Below are 19,687 nucleotides of genomic sequence, written 5' to 3'. Positions count from 1 at the left end.
GGCGCCGAGCAGGAGCGGCAGCGGCTGTCCTTCTCTCCGTCTGGGACCGTGGGCCGTCAGACGTCGTCCTCGGGCCACCCCAGGAGCCGGGCCCCGATCACGGCGGTCTGCAGGGTGTAGCGATGGACGGGGTCACCCGGGTCCGCGCCGGTGAGCTTGTGGATACGCTCCAGACGGTAGGTGAAGGCCCGGACGCTCAGGTTCAGACGCCGGGCCGCCTCGGCGGCGACGCAGCCGGAGTCGAAGTACGCCGTCAGTGTCTCCACGAGGAGCCCGGCTCCGCCGCGTGCGCTGTGCAGCGGGCCGAGGGTGTTGCGCACGAGGTCGGCCATGGCCTGCCGGTCGCGGGTCAGGACCGGGTAGACGAGGAGGTCGGCGGCGCGCAGCACCGGCTCGTGGATCTGCAGCCGAGCCGCCAGGTCGAGGGCGTTGAGAGCCTCTTCGTAGGAGTGGACCACTCCACCGGCGCCCGGGTGCGCCCGTCCGATGGCGACCTGGCCGCCATCGGTGGCCGCGTACGCCTGCTTGGCGAAGAACGCCAGCACGTCTTCCTGGTCGCCGGGCGCGATGCAGACCAGTCGGCCGTCCTTGGTGGTGAGCAGAATGCGTCGTTCGCCGAACCGGCCCACCACGGCACTCTCCACCTGCCGGGTGGCCGGGGCGGTCTCCTCGACGGGCTTGCCCCCCTGAGCGACGGCGACGGCGTGGGCGCGGGAGAGGAGCAGCCCGAAGCGTTCGGCCCGTTCGGACAGGCGGCCAAGGTCACTGCGGCCGTACAGCAGGTCGTCGATGAACTCCCTGCGCACCGCCTCTTCCTGCCGTACGGCGAGCTGCTGCGCACGTTCATGCCCCTCGGCGAAGGCGTCGACCGACTGCTCGATGGCGGCGAGCGCGCGATCACCCGCCGCGGCGGAGAGGTCCGGCCAGATGTCCCGGGCAACGGCCAGGTGCCGGCGAACGACGGCCCGCAGCCCGAAGCCGGCCTCGGCGGCTTGCTCCCCCCGCGTCCGCAGGAACTCCAACTCGTCCCGGGTGAGGCGGCGACCCGTTGCACACACCTCGGTCAGTATCTGGGCATACCCTTCCAGATACTCGTCGGGGACCTCCCGCCCTGTCACGCGTCCTCCCGTGTTCTTGGCGCTCTGCCAGCAGCGCGTTTCTGGTGCAGGCTGAACAAGACTGGCAGATCCGGGGGTGGACGCACGGGGCTCGGCCCACTTCTGTCCCGTCCCGATGCTGCTGTCGACCAGGCGGGACGACGACGGCAAAGTCAGACAACGGCCCGGCGCTCGCCGCAGGTGTCATTGCCCGGCATCAACAAGGCATCAAGACTGCCGGAACACGGCAATGCGCCACACGACATGGGCAGTTCAAGATGAGTGCAGCGGAAACAAGGGGAGCAGTCCCGGCACCCGCCTTGGCAACGGGGCAGGTGCCGGGACTCGGGAACTCGGCTCGGGGGTGAGGACATGGGGCAGGTCGTGGACGCCGCCGTGCGGTTCCCCACCGTCACTCTCACCTCGGCCCTGGTCGTCGCTCTCGGTTTCTGGCTGCTTGTTCTGCTGGGCCGGGCCGACGTGCGCGCCTTCGACGTCGACGCCCCGTCACTGACCAGGTCTCTCGGCGGGATGCCGGTCGCCGTAGCGGCCTCCGCCGTGATCGTGAGTGCCTGGCTCGTCAGCGTCACCGGAACGGTCCTGATGGACCTGGCACACCTGACCGGTCCCGGTGGCGCCGCGGCCCGGGTCGCACTGCTCGCCCTGTCCACGCTCGTCGCCTGGCCGGTGACACGAAGGTGCGCGGCCTCTCCCGCCGGGCGTTTCCCGGGCCGGGCCGGGCTGCACCGGCGGGCTGCGGCGAGCGGCACTCCGTACGACCCCGGCAGTCGCCGCGCCGGCGGCTGAACCGCCCACAAGCCCTGCGGCCCACCGTCTCTCACGCCTGACGCGCCTGCTCGGGGCCGAGCGGGCCACCCCGCCTCGTCGAGGCGCCAACTCCTCGCAGACTTCAAGGATTTCCTATGAATGCCATCACCGTGGGCGTCGGCGTGCTCATCGCCGCCTGCCTACTCGTCGCGATCGCCGCGCTGTTCGTCCTCTCCCGGCTGTTCCGCAAGGTGGAGCAGGGCAAGGCGCTGATCGTCTCCAAGGTGCGCAAGGTCGATGTGACCTTCACCGGGCAGGTGGTGCTGCCGGTGCTGCACAAGGCCGAGGTGATGGACATCTCGGTGAAGGCCATCGAGATCACCCGGGCCGGCAAGGACGGGCTGATCTGCCGGGACAACATCCGTGCCGACATCCGGATCTCGTTCTTCGTGAAGGTGAACAAGACCGTCGAGGACGTCATCAAGGTCGCCCAGGCCGTCGGCACCGCGCGGGCGAGCGACCAGAAGACGCTGCAGGAGTTGTTCCACGCGAAGTTCTCCGAGGCGCTGAAGACCGTCGGCAAGCAACTGGACTTCACCGACCTGTACACCAAGCGTGAGGAACTGCGCTACCAGATCATCGAGTTGATCGGCATCGACCTCAACGGCTACCACCTGGAGGACGCGGCGATCGACTACCTGGAGCAGACGCCGCTGACCCAGCTGGACCCGGCCAACGTCCTGGACGCCCAGGGCATCCGGAAGATCACCGAGTTGACGGCCATCGAGCACGTGCGCACCAACGAGTTCCAGCGCACCGAGGAGAAGGAGATCACCCGGCAGAACGTCGACGCCCGGGAGGCCATCCTGGAGTTGGAGCGCCGCCAGGCCGACGCCGAGATCAAGCAGCGCCGGGAGATCGAGACCGTACGGGCCCGGGAGGAGGCCGAGACCGCTCGGGTCGTGGAGGAGGAGCGGCTGCGCGCGCAGGGCGCGTTCCTGAAGACCGAGGAGCAGCTCGGCATCCAGCGCGAGAACCAGGCCCGCGAGGTAGCCGTCGCGCAGAAGAACCGCGAGCGGGTCATCGCCATCGAGAACGAGCGCATCGAGAAGGACCGGCTCCTCGAAGTCATCGCGAGGGAGCGGGAGACCCAGCTGACGCAGATCGCCGCGTCGAAGGAGGTCGAGGGCGAGAAGCGGGAGATCGCCGAGGTCATCCGGGAGCGGGTCGCCGTGGACCGCACGGTGGCCGAACAGGAAGAGGCCATCAAGAAGCTCCGCGCCGTCGAGGAGGCCGAGCGGCAGCGGCAGGCCGTGATCATCGCCGCCGAGGCCGAGGCGCAGGAGCAGCTGGTCAAGGACATCAAGGCCGCCGAAGCCGCCGAGCAGGCCGCCGTGCACCGCGCCGCCGAGGAAGTGACCCTGGCCGAGGCGCGGTTGAAGAGCGCCGACCTCGACGCGCAGGCCAAACTACGGCTCGCCGAAGGTGTCCAGGCCGAATCCGCGGCCGAGGGACTCGCGGCCGTCCAGGTCCGCGACAAGGAGGCCGAGGTCATCGAGAAGGCCGGCCGCGCCGAGGCCGGAGCCGCCGAGGCGCGCATGCGCGCGGAGGCGGAAGGCGCCCGGGCGCAGGCTCTCGCCGAGGCGGAGGGCATCGGCGAGAAGCTGAAGGCCGAGGCGGCCGGTCTGACCGAGAAGGCCGCCGCGATGGCCGCGCTCGACGAGGCGTCCCGCGGCCACGAGGAGTACCGGCTGCGGCTGCAGGCCGAGAAGGACATCCGGCTCGCCGGCCTCGACATGCAGAAGCACGTCGCCGAGGCACAGGCCACGATCCTCGCCACCGGTCTGGAGAACGCCGACATCAACATCGTCGGCGGGGAGTCCGTCTTCTTCGACCGCCTCGTCTCCTCGATCGCGCTCGGCAAGAGCGTCGACGGGTTCATGCAGCACTCCGAGACCGCGCAGGCCCTCGCGCGGCCCTGGCTGGACGGCTCGTCGAGCTTCACCGACGACCTCAGCCGCGCCCTCGGCTCGGTCTCGACGGCGGACGTGCAGAACCTGACCGTCTCCGCGCTGCTGATGAAGCTGATGAACACCGGTGGCGCCGACGCCGGGCAGCTCAGGCAACTGCTGGACAAGGCGGGCGAGCTGGGCCTGGCCGACACCTCACTTGCCGCGCTCAACGGCAGCGCGAAGGCATGACAGACCCGCGGTCCGCAGCCGCCGCACAGGGGACGGCGGCTGCGGACCGCGACTCTTCTCCCGACTTCCTGTTCCTGAGAGGGACCCCATGACCACCGGCCTGGACACCGGCACATACGAGGTGCTGCGCGACCGCCTCACCGCGCAGGCCGCCGAGCTCGCCCGCCGCGCCGAGGCGCTCAACGTCCGCCGCACGGAGGAGTTCGGCTCCACGCGGCTCGAACTCGCCGGTACCGAGCGGCTGCGCACCGAGCACACCTGCGTGGCCCGGGACATCGTCTCCGTCGGCGGCGTCTTGCTCTTCGGCCACAACGTCTTCCTCGACCGGGGGCCGGAGACGTCCGTCGGTGACGTCTTCACGATGCACGACCGCGACCTGAACCGGCTGCCGGACGACGCCGTGCCAGGGCTGCTCGACGACCCCGCCTTCGTCCGCGAGTTCGCCGCCCTCTACCGCTACTACCGGCAGGCCCACCTCCTCCAGCTCCGGCGCGTCGACGGCAGGCTGCTGGCCGTCTTCCAGACCGGCGAGAAGGCCGGGGACATCCGCGTCCTGCGCTGGGCCGTGACCGATGACGGACAGGTGTCCTTCCTGGACGCTCGGGGAGACCGGGACCACGTCCTTCCGCCCAGCCACGACTTCGAGTGGACGCGGACCTCCCGCGAGCACCACGTCCTCGGCCGTCACCCGCATGTCTCCATCGAGGGCGAGGTCTTCGTCGAGACCGTCGGCGGCACCCTCACGGTCAAGGTCGAGGACAACACCGAGACAGCTGACGGCATTTACTCGGAGCCCGTCGACGAACCCCTGCAGTCCCTCGCCGACGCGGACATCGCGTACGCGCGCGTGGGCGCCCTCATCCTGCTGCGCATCCGTCCCTACAAGGAGGAGACCGATCGCTACCTGGTGTTCAACACGCTCACCAGGTCGGTGGCCCGGATGGACGGCATCGGGCAGGCGTGCCGCCGGCTGCCCGATGACCAGGGCATCGTCTTCCCCGGTGGCTACTGCCTGGCGACCGGCTCGTACAAGACGTTCGACAGTGTGGACACCGAGGGTCTGGAATTCGAGCGCGTGGTCCGTTCGCCCAACGGCGAGGACACGCTGTTCGCCTTCCATGCGCGGGTGGAAGGCCGCAGCCTGCTGCTGCCGTACAACCAGATCCGGAAGGAGGTCGCCACCCCGCTGCCCTGCCACGGCTGGGCGCTCTTCGACGACGGCGCCCTCGTCGTCCTGCGTGCCGGCAGTGCCGAGCCACAGCGCGTGCACTCCGTCCAGCTGTGGAACTCGCCCTTCGTCTCCGACACCCACGCCGCCGGCCGGCCCGTCGGCACCGGCCCGCTCGCCCGCGTCGGCAACGCCGACCTCGTGCGCGGCATCTCCGACTGCCTGTCCATCACCCGCGCCGTCACCGAGACCGCTCCGACGAGCGAGCTGTACGAGGCGCTGGTCGCCGCCTGTGTCCGGGCGGCGGACTCCCACCACTGGCTGGGCGAGCCCGGACTCGGCGCTCTGCACGAGCCGCTCACGCAGGTGCGGGCGACGGCCGGGCAGGTGCTGGCCGAGTTCGTGACCGTCCAGGCCCTCACCCGCCAGGGGGCCGACACGCTCGCCGAGGCCACAGCGCGAGTCGCAGCGGTCGTACGGCGCCTGCGCGGCGAAGCCCCGCGAACGGCCGCCGCCTGGGTCACCGGCCTCACCGAACTCCGGCACGCCCAGGGGCACCTGCTCACCCTGAAGGACATGCGGTACGTCGACACCGCCCGCATCGACGAGCTCGCCGCCGACGTCGAGGCCGACCTCGACACCTTCGGCCGGCGGGCCGTCGCCCACCTCGCCCGCCAGGACGCCTTCGCCGGCCACCGGGCCGACGTCGAACGGCTCGTCGCCGACGCCGGGGAGATCGCCACCGTCGCCGAGGCCGCGCCCGTCGCGGCCCGCCTCGACGAACTCGCCGACGGCCTGCGCACGGTCACTGAGGTCGTCGCCGGCCTCGACATCGGCGACGTCACCATCCGTACGTCCGTCCTGGAGCGGATCGCGGAGGTCCTCGGTGGCGTCAACCGGGCCCGCGCCCTCCTCGACGGCCGCCGCCGCGCACTCCTCGACCGTGAGGGCCGTGCCGGGTTCGCCGCCGAGTTCGCGCTGCTCGGCCAGGCGGTCACCGGCGCGCTCGCGTCCGCGGACAGCCCCGAGGCGTGCGACGAGCAACTCGCCCGCATGCTGGTGCAGGTGGAGAACCTGGAGTCCCGGTTCGCGGAGTTCGACGACTTCCTGGGCGACCTCGCGGACAAGCGGGACGAGGTCCACGAGACCTTCTCCGCCCGCAAGCAGACCCTCGCCGACGCCCGCGCCCGGCGCGCCGAACGCCTGGCGGACTCTGCGGCGCGTGTCCTGAGGACAGTGGCCCGTCGCGGCGCCACGCTCGCCGACGCGGACGCGGTCACCACGTACTTCACCACCGATCCCATGGTCGCCAAGGTCCGCCGCATCGCCGACGAACTGCGCGAACTCGGCGACCAGGTCAGGGCGGAGGAACTCGACGGCCGTCTCAAGGCCGCCCGCCAGGACGCCCTCCGCTCCCTGCGCGACCGCACCGACCTCTACGCAGACGACGGCCGCACCCTCCGCCTGGGCACCCACCGCTTCGCCGTCAACACCCAGCCCCTCGACCTCACCCTCGTCCCGCACGGCGACGGCCTCGCCTTCGCCCTCACCGGCACCGACTACCGCTCACCGGTCACGGACCCCGACTTCGCCGCCACCCACCCGTACTGGGACCGGACCCTGTCGTCGGAGTCGCCGGACGTCTACCGCGCGGAGCACCTCGCCGCCCGTCTGCTGGACGAACACGGCCCGGCGGCGCTCGCGGACGCCGACCTCGCCGTCCTCGTACGACAGGCCGCGCAGGCCGCCTACGACGAGGGATACGCGCGCGGCGTCCACGACCACGACGCGACCCTGATCCTCACCGCCGTCCTGCGCTTGTACACGGACGCGGGCCCCCTGCGCCACGAGCCCGCGGCACGCGCCACCGCCCAGCTGTTCTGGGTCCACGGAACGACGGACGAGGCCCGGCGGGACTGGCAGCGGCGCGCTCTCTCGCTGGTCCGCGCGCGGGAGACGTTCGGCCTGGCACCCGCGATCGACGACCTGCAGCGGGAGCTGGCGCAGGAGGTCACCGCATGGAGCGGGGCCGCGGGCACGGCTGCTTCCGCCTACCTCTTCGAGGAGCTGACCACCGGCCCCGCCGGGTTCGTCCTCAGCGCGACCGCCCGCACCCTGCTCGACAAATTCCGCCATACGGTCGGCTCGTCGGCCTACGACGACGACCTCGCCGCCCTCGGTGACCTGGCCGCACGCAAGCAGCTCATCGAGGCGTGGCTGTCCTCCTACACCGCTTCCACCGGTGCCGACACCGCTCCCGGAGACCTGGCCGAGGCGGTGGCCGCCGAACTCTGCCCCGACCTGGCCCGCTACGACTGCGACGCGCCGCTGACCGAGACCGTTGACGGGCTGCTCGGCGCCCACCAACGGATCACCGATCGGTCCCTGTCCGTCCGCCTCGACGAGTTCCTCGCCCGTACCCGCGCCTTCCGCACGCACGACGTGCCCGGCCACCGCGAATACCAGCGCCGCCGTACGGCCCTGGTGGCCGCCGAACGGGCCCGGCTCCACCTGGACGAGTACCGGCCGCGGATCATGTCCGCGTTCGTCCGCAGCAGGCTCATCGACGAGGTGTACCTCCCGCTGATCGGCGACAGCCTCGCCAAACAGCTCGGCACCACCGGCGCGTCCAAGCGGACCGACACCGGTGGCCTGCTGCTGCTCGTCTCCCCGCCGGGCTACGGCAAGACGACCCTCATGGAGTACGTCGCCGACCGCCTCGGCCTGATGTTGGTGAAGGTCAACGGCCCGGCCCTCGGCCACGCCGTCACCTCCCTCGACCCGGCCGAGGCCCCGAACGCCACGGCCCGCCAGGAGGTCGAGAAGATCAACTTCGCGCTGGAGGCGGGCAACAACACCCTCCTGTACCTCGACGACATCCAGCACACCTCGCCCGAGCTGCTGCAGAAGTTCATCCCGCTGTGCGACGCCACGCGCCGCATGGAGGGCGTGCGGAACGGGGAGCCACGCACCTACGACCTGAGGGGCAAGCGGTTCGCCGTGTGCATGGCCGGCAACCCCTACACCGAGTCCGGCGCCCGCTTCCGGGTGCCCGACATGCTCGCCAACCGCGCCGACGTGTGGAACCTCGGCGAGGTCCTGACCGGCAAACAGGACGTCTTCGCGCTCAGTTTCGTCGAGAACGCCCTCACCGCGAACCCGGTTCTGGCCCCGCTCGCCGGCTACGATCGGGCCGACCTGGACCTGCTGGTCAGGCTCGCCCAGAACGACAGCACGGCCCGCGCCGACCGGCTCACCCACCGTGCTGGGACCGCCGAACTGGAGCGGATCCTGGCCGTGCTGCGCCACCTGCTCAGCGCCCGCGACACGGTCATGGCAGTCAACAGCGCCTACATCGCCTCGGCGGCCCAGTCCGACACCACACGCACAGAGCCGCCCTTCCAGCTCCAGGGCTCCTACCGCAACATGAACAAGATCGCTCAGCGCATCCAGCCGGTCATGAACGACGCCGAAATGTCGGCGCTGATCGACGACCACTACACCGCCGAGGCCCAGACCCTCACCACCGGCGCCGAGGCCAACCTGCTGAAACTGGCCGAGCTGCGCGGCTCACTCACCCGTGAGCAGGCCGCCCGCTGGACCGAGATCAAGATCGCCTACGTCCGCACTCGGACACTCGGTGGACCTGAGGACGACCAGCTCACCCGCGCGATCGCCGCCCTCGGCCTCCTCGCGGACCGGATCGCGGCTGTGGAGTCGGCCATCGACCGCGCCGCTGACCCGCGCCACCTCATGTCCAACCCGACGGCGCGACACGCGGTCCGGCCGCACGAGGAGTAGTTCCACACGTTCCACAGGGCTGGCCGAAGCGCCGCGCCGGCCAGCTACGACGGGAGGCTTCATGCTCTACATGGCGATGACCGCCGCAACTCTGGGCCTGGTGCTGGCCAACTCGGTCGCCGTCCTGCTCCGTCGCCTGCTCAGACGGAGGGACGCCGGCCTCGACGCCCTGACGAACGGGGCGGTCACCGCGCAGGGGATCCGGGACGTACGACGCCAAGCTCGTGCCCGTCGGCACTTCGGGACGCCGGCTCGCTGCGGGATCGTGACTGGGGCTGAGGACTTTCCGGCGGTCGGGTGACCGGCCGGGACAGGGTCCTGAGCCAACTGCCGTCACGGGGAACCCGATGCTCCCGCGGCCCCGAGGAGCTCGTGCAGAAGATGCGAAGCGGTGATCACACCCAGCAGACGCGTGCCCCCTTTCTGGTGCCTGCCCTTCGCCGTTTCCGCCACGGCCACCAGCGGGCTGCGCACCCGCGCCATCAGCGCGGCCACCTCCAGCGCGGTGTCGTCCGGGTCGGCGATCGGCGGCGGTGCCGCCTCGTGGGGCAGACAGTCGCCGACACGTCGGCCTTGCAGGGCCTGGCAGAGTCGGTCGGCGTGCTTCTCGTCGACGACGGCGGCGAGCGTCGGGTCCTCGACGACGTAGGCGGGCACCAGAATCTTGATCATCTGCGAGGCGGGAAGGATCGCCTTCGGCTCGCCCTGTTCGTCCACCACAAGCAGGGCAGGCAGTCTGTGCTCGGCCATCAGCCGGGCCGCCTCCATCGCGTCGCTGTCGACGCTCACCGTCTCGTACTCGACCGCCAGGTCACGCGCACGCATAGCGGCATCCCCATCTGCTGGAAAGGTTCCTGTACTCACCGTCTTACGCCGTCGGCGAGCAGGCCAGGTCATTGACGCGAAACATACGCGGCGGCACCGGTAGAACCACCGCGCGAGGGAGAACCGGCCACGGCCCGGCCCGGGCGACGCCCTCCGGCTTCTGCCGCGGTGGGGCTTGCTACGGGCGCCGGGATCCCACAGGGCTGTCCGGCCGCTTGGACGGGTTCGGGGGTTCGCCGCGGCGGACGGAACCGGGGGCGCGGCCGGCCGGGCGGTCGGCGTGGGCCGAGGAGGTCAGCTGCCAGGGGACGCTGGTGACCATGACGCCTGGGGTGAACAGCAGGCGGCTCTTGAGCCAGAGGGCGGACTGGTTGTGGAGGAGGTTCTCCCACCAGTGGCCGACGACGTATTCGGGGATGAAGACGGCGACGACGTCGCGTGGGCTCTCGCGGCGGATGGAGCGCACGTACTCGATGACGGGCTTGGTCACCTCGCGGTACGGGGAGTCGATGATCTTCAGCGGGACCTCGATGCCGTACTCCTCCCAGCGCCCGCGCAGGGCTGCCGCCTCGTCGCGGTCGACCGAGACTGTCAGGGCCTCCAGATGGTCGGGGCGGAAGGCGCGGGCGTAGGAGAGGGCGCGCAGGGTCGGCTTGTGGATGGTGGAGACCAGGACGATCGCGAACACCCTGCTGGGCGGGACGAGTTCCTCGCGCGGGTCGGTGACGGCGAGCTCCGTCGCGGTGGCGTCGTAGTGGCGGCGGATGCCGCGCATCATCACATAGAGCACGCTCGCGGCCAGCACCGCGAGCCACGCGCCCTGCGTGAACTTGGTGGCCAGCACGACCAGCAGAACCAGGCCGGTGAAGACGGCGCCGGTGCCGTTGATGGCGCGGGCCGTCTTGTGGCGGCGGCGCAGCGCCGGGTCGTGCTCGGCGCGCAGTTCACGGTTCCAGTGCCGCACCATGCCCGTCTGGGAGAGCGTGAAGGAGGTGAAGACGCCCAGGATGTAGAGGTGGATGAGCTGGGTGACGTTGGCCTTGAAGCCCCACAGCAGCAGTCCGGCGACGATCGCGAGGGCGAGGATGCCGTTGGAGAAGGCGAGTCGGTCGCCACGGTTGTGCAACTGGCGTGGCAGATAGCGGTGTTGGGCGAGGATCGAGGTGAGCAGCGGGAAGCCGTTGAACGCCGTGTTGGCGGCCAGGATCAGGATGAGGGCGGTCGCGGCCTGGATGAAGTAGAAGCCGATGCTGTGCTCGCCGCCGAAGACGGACGCGGCGATCTGGGCGATGACGGTGCGCTGGGTGTAGCTCTCGCAGCTGCCGTCCAGGCCGGTCAGGCGGCAGGAGTCCTCGGTGATGCGCACCTTGGAGATGAGTGCCAGCGCGGTGACGCCGATGAACATGGTGATGGAGATGGCGCCCATGACGGCCATGGTGGTCGCCGCGTTCTTCGGTTTGGGCTTGCGGAAGGCCGGCACGCCGTTGGAGATCGACTCCACGCCGGTGAGCGCGGTACAGCCCTGGGAGAAGGCACGCAGCACCAGCATCACCAGGGCGAGACCGGCCAGGTGTGTGTCCCCGGGTTCCGCCGCGATGCCGTACTTGGCGGACTCGGCGACCGGCGCGTCCCCGACCAGATACCGGAAGAGGCCCGTCGCGATCATGATCAGTACGCCGCCGACGAAGAGATACGTGGGCGTGGCGAAGGCGCGGCCCGATTCGCGCACGCCTCGCAGGTTCATCGCGGTGAGCACGACGACGAAGCCCACGGCCATCAGCACGCGTTGGTCGGCGAGTTCGGGCACGGCCGAGATGATGTTGTCGACGCCGGAGGCGACCGACACGGCCACTGTCATGACGTAGTCGACGAGCAGTGAGGCGGCGACCACGAGCCCGGCGGACGGCCCCAGGTTCGTCGAGGCGACCTCGTACGAGCCGCCGCCGCTCGGGTACGCGCTGACCACCTGCCGGTAGGAGAGCACCACCACTGCCAGCAGCAGCACGACCGTTGCCGCGATCCACGGGGTGAAGTGCAAATAGGCCATCCCGCCGAGCGAGAGGACCAGAAGGATCTCCTGCGTCGCGTAGGCCACGGACGACAGCGGGTCGGAGGCGAAGATCGGCAGGGCCAGCCGCTTGGGCAGCAGCGTCTCGTGCAGCTCTTCGCTGCGCATGGCCCGCCCGATCACCAGGCGCTTGAGCAGACCGGTCATGTTGAACACGTGCGCGAGCGTAAGCCGCGAGGGGGGTCATGGAGGGAGGGCTGACCCGCCATTTGGGCGTTAAGGGACCGTTAGGATTTCGCGAGATACGTACAAATGGAGCAAAAGAAGCAGGTGAGGAAGGGGTAAGCCGGTGGAGAGAGCATCCGTGGGGGTGGCTATGACGTCGTCAGCTGAAGCTGTCCCTCGCCGGCAGAGCCCCGCTCAAACCGCCCGAGCCACGGCCGGCAGTCCACAGCGATGGAGTCAATCGCCTGCGGGCAGGGACATGGGCTTGCGCAGCAGCCACTGTCCGAAGGTCCGCCGTGCGGGCCGTACCACGACGCGGCCGTGGGCCGTCGTGCCGACCAGCTCCACGCGCAGCGTGATCGGCGTCTCGTGGTCCGGAGCCTGACGAATCTTGATCTTACTGTGTACGAGGCTCAGGGCACCGGCATCGACCACGATGCCCGGCTTGGTGATCAGCGTCAGCTTCTTGCCTGCCGTGTTCATGTCGATCCGCAAGGTGTCCTGCGTGATCACTGCCTGAGTGAAGTCGAGCGTCACCTCACACCACGCAGTGGACAGCTCCAGCCTCCGCGGCACAACCCAGCGCCCCACGCGTTTGATCGCACCACTGTGAATCCCTTCGATCCGGAGTACGTCCTTGACCTCCGCTACGGCCGTGCCGGTCGAAGTGGACACGGCCGGCAGGTCAGCGGTCAGCGCGGTCAGCTCGCTGACGGTACGCGCCGACAGGGCAGCTTCCAGGCGCTCGTCCAACTCGTCCGCGGCCAGCAGGCCGTCCCCCGCCGCGATACGCAGCACGTCCACCACCCGGTCCCGGTCCGCGTGAGAGGCCCTCAGCTCCGGCGACGATTCGAGGCTGGAGTCCTTCCCGGTGGGTGAAATCTCTCCCGACATACTTCCGTCCTGGTCCTCTCGAACGTCTCCGCGCGACGCAGGCAGCGGCGCGAGAAGAAGGCTAACGCTATATCGCGACATGGGTCACGGCTGGGCCGCATCAGAGAGGCGATGGCCGGCGTCGATTCACGGCATGCGGCATCCATCATGCCGAGGCCCGGTCGAGAAATGCATGAGGGAGCGTCACATCTGGCCATATCCGGTACGGCGCGCCCCGGCGCAGACGCGGGAATTGAACACCACTCTCACCGACCGTGACGGCTCTCCGTGATCGCCGGCAGAGCCCGATTGACGACGTCATAGCCAGCGGGGGGCGGGCTGACGAGCCGCCCGGCTACTCCTCCAGGCCGGACACCTTGAAGATCGCCAACGCCGTTTCGCGGTCAACGCGTTCCGACAGCCCGCCCAGTGCATCCCACCCCTGGCGCAGGGACCCCCGGCTCGCCGAGATGCGCATGTCGGTGTGGAGGCGATGCCACAGGAGAGGGTTGGCGGTCAGGACGCGCGGATCGAACTCGACCCGGCCGCCCAGCGCGTCCCGCAGGACCAGGCGCTGGCCTGCGCTCCCCGTCGTGCGTACGGACACCAGGCGATCCGTCCGCACCAGCCACGTGCGCCAAGGGCCGCGTACGCCCAGCCATCCCTCGCCGGCGGTCACCCGCGGCGGCACCAGGACCAGGAACAGCAACAGCGCGATTCCGCTCCACAAGGCGACACGCGCCGGGGAGAACGTTCCGGCAGCCGCGTCCAACAGCAGCAGGAGACCCAGGAACGATCCGGCGCACGCGATCGCGCTGCGCAGCTCGGCAGCCCAGTGGCGGTCGTGGACCAGCCCCTCGGACGGGAGGGCACGCTCGCCGGAACCTCCATCGATCCCGTCGATCCCGTGTCCGTCGGTACGGCGACCCATAACGCCGACGGTAGGCCCGCAGCCGCGCCCTTCCGTTTTTCTTGACGCATTGCTAACGGGTCGGCGATACGTCCTTAACGCCTTGCTCGTCACTCAGGCGCGTGGGCCCGGCTGAGGCTGTCTGCCGGCCCGGGCGTTGCCCCGTCGTCGGCATCGCCCGGACGTCGCAGGTGATGCCGCGACCGGGTTGGCGGGGCTGGGCGTATGAGATGCGTCAAGGGTGCACGGGCCGGCGTAAGGGAGCCGTTAAGCACCCTCGAATCCGGCCCGGGAGGCAGGTTTCCTGTAGCGGTCCGATCCTCTTACGGATTTCCGAACCTCATCCAGGAGCTTGCGATGGCCGACGTGGCCTTCGTCGTCGTCACGATCGCGGTGTTCGCGCTGGTGGCTCTCGTCGCCAAGGGGGTGACGAAGCTGTGACCGCCGAGAACATCGTCGGCCTGGTCGTGGCCGTCGCTCTGCTGGGCTATCTCGTCCTCGCCCTGATCTTCCCGGAGAGGTTCTGAGTCCCCGACATGAGCTCCGTTCTTGCTGATGTGCTCATGGTGATCGCGCTGGTCGGCGCGCTCGCTCTGGTGCACCGTCCCTTCGGCGACTACATGGCCGCCGTCTTCCAGTCCAAGAAGCACCTGCGCGTCGAGCAGTGGATCTACCGCTCTGTGGGCGCCGACCCGGACGCGGAGATGCGCTGGCCGGCGTACCTGCGCGGCATGCTCGTCTTCTCCGCGGTGAGCGTGCTGTTCCTGTACCTGCTGATGCGGGTCCAGGACAAGCTGCCGCTGTCCCTCGGCTTCAAGCCGATCAGTCCGGACCAGGCGTTCAACACGGCCGCCTCGTTCGTGTCGAACACCAACTGGCAGTCGTACTCCGGTGAGGCGGCGATGAGCCACGTCACCCAGACCGCCGGGCTGGCTGTGCAGAACTTCGTCTCCGCGGCCGTCGGCATCGCCGTCGCGGTGGCCTTGGTGCGCGGCTTCGCCCTCCCCCACTCTCGGCTTCGCTCGAGCGGGGGGACCCCCATCCGCACGGGGGACCTGGGCAACTTCTGGGCGGACCTGGTGCGCTGCATCGTCCGCATCCTGATCCCGATCTCCGTGGTCGCGGCTGTCGTGCTGATCGCGGCCGGTGCCATCCAGAACTTCGGCGACATCCACACCATCACCACGCTGACCGGTGACAAGCAGGCCATCAGCCCCGGTGCGGTCGGCTCCCAGGAGGCCATCAAGGATCTGGGCACCAACGGCGGCGGCTTCTTCAACGCCAACAGCGCCCACCCGTTCGAGAACCCGAACGGCTTCACCAACCTGCTGGAGATCTTCCTGCTGCTGGTGATCCCGTTCTCGCTGCCGCGCACCTTCGGCAAGATGATCGGCAACGTCAAGCAGGGCTACGCGATCGTGGCCGCGATGGGGATCATCTGGTTCGCCGGCGTGGTCGCGGTGACCTGGCTGGAGTACGCCCACCCGGGCACCGCCTCGCAGCTCGCGGGCGGCGCGATGGAGGGCAAGGAACAGCGCTTCGGCGAGGGACCGTCCTCGGTGTTCGCGGTCTCCACCACGATGACCTCGACCGGCTCGGTCAACTCCTTCCACGACTCCTTCAGCGGCCTGTCCGGAGGCGTGCTGCTGCTGGGCATGATGCTCGGCGAGATCGCGCCCGGCGGTACCGGTTCCGGCCTCTACGGCATGCTGATCATGGCGATCATCGCGGTGTTCCTCGCCGGTCTGATGGTCGGCCGCACGCCCGAGTACCTGGGCAAGAAGATCGGCACCCGCGAGATCAAGCTGGCGGCCTGCTACATCCTCGTCACGCCGGCGCTGGTGCTGATCGGCACCGGGGCGGCCATGGCCCTGCCGGACGGCAAGGAGGCCATGACCAACATCGGGGCGCACGGCTTCTCCGAGGTGCTGTACGCCTTTACCTCGGCCTCGAACAACAACGGTTCTGCCTTCGCGGGCTTCGGCGCGAACACGGACTTCTTCAACACGACGCTGGGCCTGTGCATGGTCCTGGGCCGGTTCCTGCCCATGGTGTTCGTGCTGGCGCTGGCCGGCTCGCTCGCCGAGCAGAAGCCGGTCCCGGCGACCGCGGGAACGCTGCGCACCGAGAAGCCCCTGTTCACCGGACTTCTCGTGGGAGCGATCATGATCATCACCGGTCTGACGTTCTTCCCCGCCCTCGCGCTGGGCCCGCTCGCTGAGGGGCTGGCGTCATGACCACCGACATCAAGAAGCAAGAGGACTCCATGTCCACGGTTACCCCGACCCGGGCGCCGCACAGCGACGTGCCCACCGGCCACAAGGAAGAGGGACGTGTCGGCGCGGGTCTGTTCGACCCGAAGCAGCTGCTGAAGTCACTGCCGGACGCCTTCCGCAAGCTCGACCCACGGGTGATGGTCAAGTCCCCTGTGATGTTCGTGGTGTTGGTCGGCTCGGTACTGACGACGGTCTTCTCCTTCAAGGACCCGGGCGACTGGTTCGGCTGGGCGATCAGCGCCTGGCTGTGGCTGACGGTGGTCTTCGCGAACCTGGCAGAGGCGGTGGCAGAGGGCCGCGGCAAGGCGCAGGCGGACACCCTGCGCAAGGCCAAGACCGACACCGTGGCGCGCCGGCTGACCAAGGACGGCACGAGCGAGGAGCAGGTACCCGGCACCGAGCTGACCATCGGCGACCTGGTCGTCTGCGAGGCGGGCGACATCATCCCCGGCGACGGTGACGTCGTCGAGGGCGTCGCCTCCGTCGACGAATCCGCGATCACCGGCGAATCGGCCCCGGTCATCCGCGAGTCCGGCGGCGACCGCTCGGCCGTCACCGGCGGTACGAAGGTGCTCTCCGACCGCATCGTCATCAAGATCACGACAAAGCCCGGCGAGACCTTCATCGACCGCATGATCTCCCTGGTGGAGGGCGCCGCCCGGCAGAAGACGCCCAACGAGATCGCGCTGAACATCCTGCTCGCGTCCCTCACGATCGTCTTCCTGCTCGCGGTGGCCACCCTGCCGCCGTTCGCGGACTACGCGGGCACGCACCTCACGATGGTCGTGCTGGTGGCCCTGCTCGTCTGCCTGATCCCGACCACGATCGGCGCGCTGCTGTCCGCGATCGGCATCGCGGGCATGGACCGGCTGGTGCAGCGCAACGTACTCGCCATGTCCGGCAGGGCGGTCGAGGCGGCGGGCGACGTATCCACCCTGCTGCTCGACAAGACGGGCACCATCACGCTCGGCAACCGCCAGGCCGCCGAGTTCGTGCCGGTGAGCGGCACCACCGAGGCCGAGGTCGCGGACGCCGCCCAGCTCTCCTCGCTGGCCGACGAGACACCCGAGGGCCGCTCCATCGTCGTACTGGCGAAGGAGAAGTACGGGTTGCGCGAGCGTCACCAGGGCGAGCTGGCGCACGCCGAGTGGATCGCCTTCACGGCCCAGACCCGGATGTCGGGCGTGGACGTCGACGGGCGCAGGGTCCGCAAGGGCGCGGCCGGTTCGGTCATCGCCTGGGTGCGGGAACAGGACGGTGAGGTGTCCGGCGACGCCGACACCCTCTCCAACCGGATTTCCGAAGCCGGCGGCACACCGCTGCTCGTCGCCGTTGAGGACACGGCCGGTGCGCGCATCCTCGGGGTGATCCACCTCAAGGACGTCGTCAAGGAGGGCATGCGGGAGCGGTTCGACGAGCTGCGGCGCATGGGCATCAAGACCGTCATGATCACGGGTGACAACCCGCTGACGGCCAAGGCGATCGCGGACGAGGCGGGCGTCGACGACTTCCTCGCGGAGGCCACCCCCGAGGACAAGATGGCGCTGATCAAGCGCGAGCAGGCGGGCGGCAAGCTCGTCGCGATGACCGGCGACGGCACCAACGACGCGCCGGCCCTCGCGCAGGCGGACGTGGGCGTGGCGATGAACACGGGCACGTCGGCCGCCAAGGAGGCCGGCAACATGGTCGACCTCGACTCCAACCCGACCAAGCTGATCGAGATCGTGGAGATCGGCAAGCAACTCCTCATCACCCGGGGCGCGTTGACGACGTTCTCCATCGCCAACGACGTCGCGAAGTACTTCGCGATCATCCCGGCGCTGTTCGCGGTGGTCTACCCGGGCCTGAACAAGCTGAACATCATGCACCTGTCCTCGCCGGACTCCGCCATCCTGTCCGCTGTCATCTTCAACGCGCTGATCATCATCGCCCTGGTGCCCCTCGCCCTGCGGGGTGTTCAGTACCGGCCGATGAGCGCCGACAAGATGCTCCGCCGCAACCTCGGGATCTACGGCATCGGCGGACTGGTCGCCCCCTTCATCGGCATCAAGATCATCGACCTGCTCATCTCCCTCATCCCTGGGATCGGCTGAAGGCCATGAACAACTCCGTTACGAACACCGCGCGGATGCTGTGTGCCTCCCTGCGCATGCTGCTGGTCCTCACCGTCGTCACCGGCGTCCTCTACCCGCTGGCGGTCACCGGCATCGGGCAGTTGGCCTTCCACCACAAGGCCAACGGCTCGATGGTCAAGGTCGACGGCCAAGAGGTCGGCTCCACGCTGATCGGCCAGAGCTGGAACATCAAGGGCACCAGCAAGCCGGACCCGAAGTGGTTCCAGGGCCGTCCCTCCAACAGCGGCTACGACCCGCTGTCCACCGGCTCCAGCCAGCTCGGCGCCAGTGACCCGACGCTCGTCAAGAACGTCAAGGCGGCCAAGAAGCAGGTCGCCGGGTTCAACGGCGTGCCGCAGTCCGAGGTCCCCAAGGACGCGGTCACCGGCTCCGCCTCGGCAATCGACCCGGACATCTCCAAGGCGTACGCGGCCATCCAGGTCAGGCGGGTGGCCGAGCACAACGGTCTGACGGTCGCGCAGGTCCGAAAGCTGGTGAAGGACCACACAGAGGGCCGCACGGCCGGGTTCCTCGGGGAGCCGACGGTCAACGTCCTCGAACTCAACATCGCGCTCAAGCAACTGGCCAGGAACTGATGGCCTGGGCAGCAGAGACGGCCGGGAGCCGGCGGGGCGGAGAATCACCGCTCCGCCGGCTCCCGCCGCCGTCTCGAAGGCCCTGACCCCACCGATGACAGGAAGGCCGCACGCCGATGACCCGGGTGCTGGTGGTGGAGGACGATCCACAGCTCGTACGGGCCCTTGTGATCAACATGCGGGCCCGGCATTACGGAGTGGACGCGGCGCCGGACGGCGCCACCGCGCTCCGGCTGGCCGCCGCGCGCCAGCCCGACGTGGTGGTGCTCGACCTCGGTCTGCCCGACATGGACGGCGTCGAGGTGATCAAAGCGCTGCGCGGCTGGACCCGGGTGCCCGTCCTGGTCCTGTCCGCACGTCGCGCGTCCGAGGAGAAGGTCGCAGCCCTCGACGCGGGCGCCGACGACTACATCACCAAGCCGTTCAGCATGGACGAACTCCTGGCCCGGCTGCGCGCCGCCGTACGTCGCACCGAGGCCCTGCCGCTGGCCCCCGAGACGACCATGGTCGCCACGGACGGTTTCACGGTCGACCTGCTGGCCAAGAAGGCGACCCGCGGCGGACGCGACGTACGCCTCACCCCGACGGAGTGGCATCTGCTGGAAATCCTGGTCTGCAGCCCCGGGCGCCTCATCACACAGAAGCAGCTGCTCCAGGAGGTCTGGGGCCCTTCGTACGGAAGCAAGACCAACTATCTTCGGGTCTACATGGCGCAGCTGCGCCGCAAACTCGAAGCTGACCCCGCCCACCCGCGCTATCTGATCACCGAGCCGGGGATGGGCTACCGCTTCGAGTCATGACGCGCTCTCCACGCTCCTGACCGCA

At 69.5% G+C, this 19,687-nt stretch carries 15 protein-coding genes; 10 read left to right on the top strand and 5 right to left on the bottom strand.

The annotated features are described in order from the left end of the window. Window positions 1-56 precede the first annotated feature (56 nt). Window positions 57-1,118: a PucR family transcriptional regulator gene (locus tag ACIBK3_RS37200; protein ID WP_399372202.1), complete on the bottom strand. Its 1,062-nt coding sequence runs from the start codon at window positions 1,116-1,118 to the stop codon at window positions 57-59. Window positions 1,119-1,469: 351 nt separating this feature from the next. Between ACIBK3_RS37200 and ACIBK3_RS37195 the strand changes: the two genes are divergently transcribed. The 4 genes from ACIBK3_RS37195 (at window position 1,470) to ACIBK3_RS37180 (ending at window position 9,336) form a co-directional block, all read left to right on the top strand. Then, the gene (locus tag ACIBK3_RS37195; RefSeq protein WP_399372200.1) at window positions 1,470-1,904 is read left to right on the top strand and encodes a hypothetical protein; all 435 of its coding nucleotides are present in this window, start codon (window positions 1,470-1,472) and stop codon (window positions 1,902-1,904) included. Window positions 1,905-2,020: 116 nt separating this feature from the next. Beyond that, window positions 2,021-4,066, top strand: a complete 2,046-nt coding sequence (locus ACIBK3_RS37190) for a flotillin family protein (RefSeq protein WP_399372199.1) — start codon at window positions 2,021-2,023, stop codon at window positions 4,064-4,066. An 88-nt stretch (window positions 4,067-4,154) separates the two neighbouring features. Further along, on the top strand, window positions 4,155-9,035 hold the full coding sequence (locus ACIBK3_RS37185) for a DNA repair ATPase (protein WP_399372198.1): 4,881 nt from the start codon (window positions 4,155-4,157) through the stop codon (window positions 9,033-9,035). Window positions 9,036-9,096: 61 nt separating this feature from the next. Then, window positions 9,097-9,336, top strand: coding sequence for a hypothetical protein (locus ACIBK3_RS37180; protein ID WP_399372196.1), 240 nt, complete (start codon window positions 9,097-9,099; stop codon window positions 9,334-9,336). Window positions 9,337-9,368: 32 nt separating this feature from the next. Here ACIBK3_RS37180 and ACIBK3_RS37175 read toward each other — a convergent pair whose 3' ends face one another. The 4 genes from ACIBK3_RS37175 to ACIBK3_RS37160 all read right to left on the bottom strand — a co-directional run bounded on the left by ACIBK3_RS37175 (window position 9,369) and on the right by ACIBK3_RS37160 (window position 13,897). Then, entirely contained in the window at window positions 9,369-9,860 is a 492-nt protein-coding gene (locus ACIBK3_RS37175) for a CBS domain-containing protein (RefSeq protein WP_399372194.1), read from the bottom strand. A 178-nt stretch (window positions 9,861-10,038) separates the two neighbouring features. Continuing rightward, entirely contained in the window at window positions 10,039-12,075 is a 2,037-nt protein-coding gene (locus ACIBK3_RS37170) for an amino acid permease (RefSeq protein WP_399372360.1), read from the bottom strand. A gap of 255 nt (window positions 12,076-12,330) precedes the next feature. Beyond that, complete coding sequence (locus ACIBK3_RS37165; protein ID WP_399372358.1) at window positions 12,331-12,987, bottom strand: DUF1707 domain-containing protein; 657 nt, start codon at window positions 12,985-12,987, stop codon at window positions 12,331-12,333. Between the two features lie 334 nt (window positions 12,988-13,321). Then, window positions 13,322-13,897: a hypothetical protein gene (locus tag ACIBK3_RS37160; protein WP_399372192.1), complete on the bottom strand. Its 576-nt coding sequence runs from the start codon at window positions 13,895-13,897 to the stop codon at window positions 13,322-13,324. A gap of 204 nt (window positions 13,898-14,101) precedes the next feature. Between ACIBK3_RS37160 and ACIBK3_RS37155 the strand changes: the two genes are divergently transcribed. From ACIBK3_RS37155 to ACIBK3_RS37130, 6 genes are all read left to right on the top strand, one after another. Continuing rightward, entirely contained in the window at window positions 14,102-14,317 is a 216-nt protein-coding gene (locus ACIBK3_RS37155; RefSeq protein WP_399372191.1) for a hypothetical protein, read from the top strand. Beyond that, a complete protein-coding gene (gene kdpF, locus ACIBK3_RS37150) occupies window positions 14,314-14,403 on the top strand; it encodes a K(+)-transporting ATPase subunit F (protein ID WP_016434100.1) in 90 nt (29 codons plus the stop codon). The genes ACIBK3_RS37155 and kdpF overlap by 4 nt, the downstream gene beginning before the upstream one ends. A 9-nt stretch (window positions 14,404-14,412) precedes the next feature. Continuing rightward, on the top strand, window positions 14,413-16,113 hold the full coding sequence (gene kdpA, locus ACIBK3_RS37145; protein WP_399372190.1) for a potassium-transporting ATPase subunit KdpA: 1,701 nt from the start codon (window positions 14,413-14,415) through the stop codon (window positions 16,111-16,113). Beyond that, complete coding sequence (kdpB, locus tag ACIBK3_RS37140; protein WP_399372189.1) at window positions 16,110-18,245, top strand: potassium-transporting ATPase subunit KdpB; 2,136 nt, start codon at window positions 16,110-16,112, stop codon at window positions 18,243-18,245. Before kdpA ends, kdpB begins: the two co-directional genes overlap by 4 nt. A gap of 5 nt (window positions 18,246-18,250) precedes the next feature. After that, complete coding sequence (kdpC, locus tag ACIBK3_RS37135; RefSeq protein ID WP_399372188.1) at window positions 18,251-18,862, top strand: potassium-transporting ATPase subunit KdpC; 612 nt, start codon at window positions 18,251-18,253, stop codon at window positions 18,860-18,862. A 116-nt stretch (window positions 18,863-18,978) separates the two neighbouring features. Continuing rightward, complete coding sequence (locus tag ACIBK3_RS37130) at window positions 18,979-19,662, top strand: response regulator (RefSeq protein ID WP_399372187.1); 684 nt, start codon at window positions 18,979-18,981, stop codon at window positions 19,660-19,662. The last annotated feature ends 25 nt before the right edge of the window (window positions 19,663-19,687 follow it).

The sequence above is a fragment of the Streptomyces sp. NPDC050287 genome (genome assembly GCF_044459385.1).
Lineage (GTDB): Bacteria > Actinomycetota > Actinomycetes > Streptomycetales > Streptomycetaceae > Streptomyces.
Note: the sequence above shows the minus strand (reverse complement) of the source record. Positions and strands in the feature narration are given on the sequence as shown.

Excerpts from the sequence above, each read along its gene's own strand:
- ACIBK3_RS37195 (WP_399372200.1), top strand. The coding sequence starts at position 1,470 with ATGGGGCAGGTCGTGGACGCCGCCGTGCGGTTCCCCACCGTCACTCTC.
- ACIBK3_RS37190 (WP_399372199.1), top strand. The coding sequence starts at position 2,021 with ATGAATGCCATCACCGTGGGCGTCGGCGTGCTCATCGCCGCCTGCCTA.
- ACIBK3_RS37185 (WP_399372198.1), top strand. The coding sequence starts at position 4,155 with ATGACCACCGGCCTGGACACCGGCACATACGAGGTGCTGCGCGACCGC.
- ACIBK3_RS37180 (WP_399372196.1), top strand. The coding sequence starts at position 9,097 with ATGCTCTACATGGCGATGACCGCCGCAACTCTGGGCCTGGTGCTGGCC.
- ACIBK3_RS37175 (WP_399372194.1), bottom strand. The coding sequence starts at position 9,860 with ATGCGTGCGCGTGACCTGGCGGTCGAGTACGAGACGGTGAGCGTCGAC.
- ACIBK3_RS37170 (WP_399372360.1), bottom strand. The coding sequence starts at position 12,075 with ATGACCGGTCTGCTCAAGCGCCTGGTGATCGGGCGGGCCATGCGCAGC.
- ACIBK3_RS37165 (WP_399372358.1), bottom strand. The coding sequence starts at position 12,987 with ATGTCGGGAGAGATTTCACCCACCGGGAAGGACTCCAGCCTCGAATCG.
- ACIBK3_RS37160 (WP_399372192.1), bottom strand. The coding sequence starts at position 13,897 with ATGGGTCGCCGTACCGACGGACACGGGATCGACGGGATCGATGGAGGT.
- ACIBK3_RS37155 (WP_399372191.1), top strand. The coding sequence starts at position 14,102 with ATGAGATGCGTCAAGGGTGCACGGGCCGGCGTAAGGGAGCCGTTAAGC.
- kdpA (WP_399372190.1), top strand. The coding sequence starts at position 14,413 with ATGAGCTCCGTTCTTGCTGATGTGCTCATGGTGATCGCGCTGGTCGGC.
- kdpB (WP_399372189.1), top strand. The coding sequence starts at position 16,110 with ATGACCACCGACATCAAGAAGCAAGAGGACTCCATGTCCACGGTTACC.
- kdpC (WP_399372188.1), top strand. The coding sequence starts at position 18,251 with ATGAACAACTCCGTTACGAACACCGCGCGGATGCTGTGTGCCTCCCTG.
- ACIBK3_RS37130 (WP_399372187.1), top strand. The coding sequence starts at position 18,979 with ATGACCCGGGTGCTGGTGGTGGAGGACGATCCACAGCTCGTACGGGCC.